4 protein-coding genes are annotated in these 2511 nt (G+C 46.8%); all 4 read left to right on the top strand.

What is annotated here, in order from left to right:
• Positions 1-158: 158 nt before the first annotated feature.
• Positions 159-557 carry an H-NS histone family protein gene (locus IE054_RS16175; RefSeq protein WP_189408156.1) on the top strand — a complete coding sequence of 133 codons (399 nt, stop codon included), beginning with the start codon at positions 159-161 and terminating at the stop codon, positions 555-557.
• Between the two features lie 150 nt (positions 558-707).
• The gene (locus tag IE054_RS16170; protein ID WP_189408155.1) at positions 708-1490 is read left to right on the top strand and encodes an alpha/beta fold hydrolase; all 783 of its coding nucleotides are present in this window, start codon (positions 708-710) and stop codon (positions 1488-1490) included.
• 190 nt (positions 1491-1680) lie between these two features.
• The gene (locus tag IE054_RS16165) at positions 1681-1899 is read left to right on the top strand and encodes a DUF2788 domain-containing protein (protein WP_189408153.1); all 219 of its coding nucleotides are present in this window, start codon (positions 1681-1683) and stop codon (positions 1897-1899) included.
• Positions 1900-1928: 29 nt separating this feature from the next.
• Positions 1929-2453 carry a flavodoxin FldA gene (gene fldA, locus IE054_RS16160; protein ID WP_189408151.1) on the top strand — a complete coding sequence of 175 codons (525 nt, stop codon included), beginning with the start codon at positions 1929-1931 and terminating at the stop codon, positions 2451-2453.
• Positions 2454-2511 lie beyond the last annotated feature (58 nt).

Below are 2511 nucleotides of genomic sequence, written 5' to 3'. Positions count from 1 at the left end.
GCAAAATATCCGCTGGGTAGCACCAGAAGGTGGTGGTGGGCCTAATTACCCGAATATGTAATGAGAAAGTAAAGAATTAAAAGCGGCAATTTGCCGCTTTTTTTTTAATTGAATTTTATTTATCATCAATCTGATTAAATCAACATGAAGGCAATTGAATGAGCGAATTTTTAGATATTTTGACCCATGGAAGAAGATTGCAAGGCGCGGTAAAGGAGTTAAGCGTAAAAGAACTGGAATCCGTTAAAGAAAAGCTGGAAAACATTATTGAAAAACGGAAAGACAAAGAGCGCGAGCAACAAAAAGCAGAGCAAGAAAAACGGGCTAAAATAGAAGAAATTCAAAAGCAAATGCAGGAAGCAGGGCTTGATGTTGACGATTTGCAGAAACTCAGTGCCGACACCGGTAAAAAAACTAAAGGTGCTAAACGTCCGGTTAAATACCAGCTCAAAGATGAACAGGGAAATACGCATTCCTGGACAGGTATTGGTCGCATGCCGAAGGTATTCAAGCAGGCGATTGATAACGGTAAAGATCTCCAGAACTTTTCTATTTAGGGTAGATGCGAACAAGTCTATCGCCCCTCCCCTACTTACGATCTGGTGCGACGTTGTCGCACCAGATTCATCACATGACATTCCAAACACTATTGAAAAGCACCTTCCCTGCCCCCATCCCACGTACATTGTTTCGCTGCAGAGAAAGGTATGCCGGCAACACTTAACTATCAGGTATCACAGTCCGATCCTAATTTTCCATGGACAGTACTCATCCACGGACTTTTTGGTGATGCAGATAATCTGGCGAACCTTCGCCGTCATTTGCGCGACAGCCACAATATTATCAGCATCGACTTACCCGACCATGGTCATTCACCCTGGCTCGAGCAGTTTTCCTTATCGCATGCCGTAACGGGTGTTAAGCAGGTTCTTGATGAGTCAGAGGTAGAAACGGCCAGCCTGGTAGGTCATTCGCTGGGCGGCAAGGTGGCGATGTTATTTGCCCTGAAACACAGTGAGCGGGTCGATAAGCTTATCGCCGCCGATATTGCACCGGCAAGCTATGCACGCAGCCATGACGGCGTTTTTGCCGGGCTTAATAGTGTAAACCTGTCGCAGATTACCGGTCGAAAAGACGCAGATACCGCCATGGCTGAACATATTAATGAGCCCGGCGTAAGGCAGTTCCTGCTGAAAGGCTTATACCGCAATGATCAGGGCGAATGGCAGTGGCGGTTTAATATCGCCGGCCTGCAACAAAACTACGAGGCGATCATTGGCTGGCCAGAAGATATGGATGCAACTTTTGATGGCGATGTGCTGTTTGTGAAAGGCGGAAAATCAGACTATCTGACCCGTGAACACCGGCCTCAGATTGCACGGTATTTTCCAAATGCCCGTGCCCGCATCATTGAGGGTACCGGACACTGGTTACATGCTGAAAAACCTCAGGCATTTAATGCAATTGTCGAAAAGCATTTAAACCCATGATTAGTATGTGAGCTGGAAACGCCATTGTTAACAACATGTTACTGGCAGTGTGCAACAAACCTAACGGCTTTTTTTAAACGTTTTTCACTCCGCCAGACGTATAGATTGTGGTATAGTTTGCGCGATTTTTTGAGAAGTGAGCCACGGCAGTGTTTATGGCCACTGCATTCACAGGTTCCAGTGACACAGTATGCTTGAAGAAAATTACGAATTAGTCGAATCCATTATGTTGTACGGCGGGTTATCCTGCCTGTTCGTATTAATGAGTATTGCCGTGCACGATGTGCTTAAAAAGAACGATGTACCGATTATTGGGCGCGTAGTGGCCTATGGGGTGCTAGGCATGGGTGCCGTTGGTTTTCTGGCCAAAGGCATTATCGAGCTGTTCTGGTTAAGCGCGGGTGTTTAACGCAAATGTTAGAGAGATAGAGGTTGTATATGGCTAGTGTTGGCCTGTTTTTTGGTAGTGATACGGGTAATACCGAGCACGTTGCGAAGATGATCCAGAAAGAGCTGGGCAAAAACCTGATCGACGTAAAAGATATTGCCAAAAGCAGTAAAGAAGATATTGCTGAATTTGATTTACTTATTTTCGGGATCCCAACCTGGTATTACGGTGAAGCGCAATGTGACTGGGATGACTTTTTTCCGGAGCTGGAAGAAATTGACTTCACAGATAAGCTGGTAGCCATTTTCGGGTGTGGTGATCAGGAAGATTATGCGGAATATTTCCTGGATGCCATGGGCATGGTCCGCGATATTGTCGAAGCACGCGGTGCCATTCTGGTTGGCCAGTGGCCGACAGAGAGCTACGAGTTCGAAGCCTCAAAAGGGATGGCCGACGATGATCATTTTGTGGGGCTTGGAATCGATGAGGATCGCCAGCCTGAGCTGACCGAAAGCCGGGTCCAGCAGTGGTGTAAACAAATCCACGACGAATTATGTCTGGCCGAACTGGCGTAAGCAGACAGTTAGCACATGGTAGTAGACGCCCCCTTGGTCACACCGTGACCAAGGGGGC

This window comes from Alteromonas halophila (genome assembly GCF_014651815.1).
Lineage (GTDB): Bacteria > Pseudomonadota > Gammaproteobacteria > Enterobacterales > Alteromonadaceae > Alteromonas > Alteromonas halophila.
The sequence above is the reverse complement of the archived record's forward strand: the minus strand, read 5'-3'. Positions and strand labels throughout refer to the sequence as shown.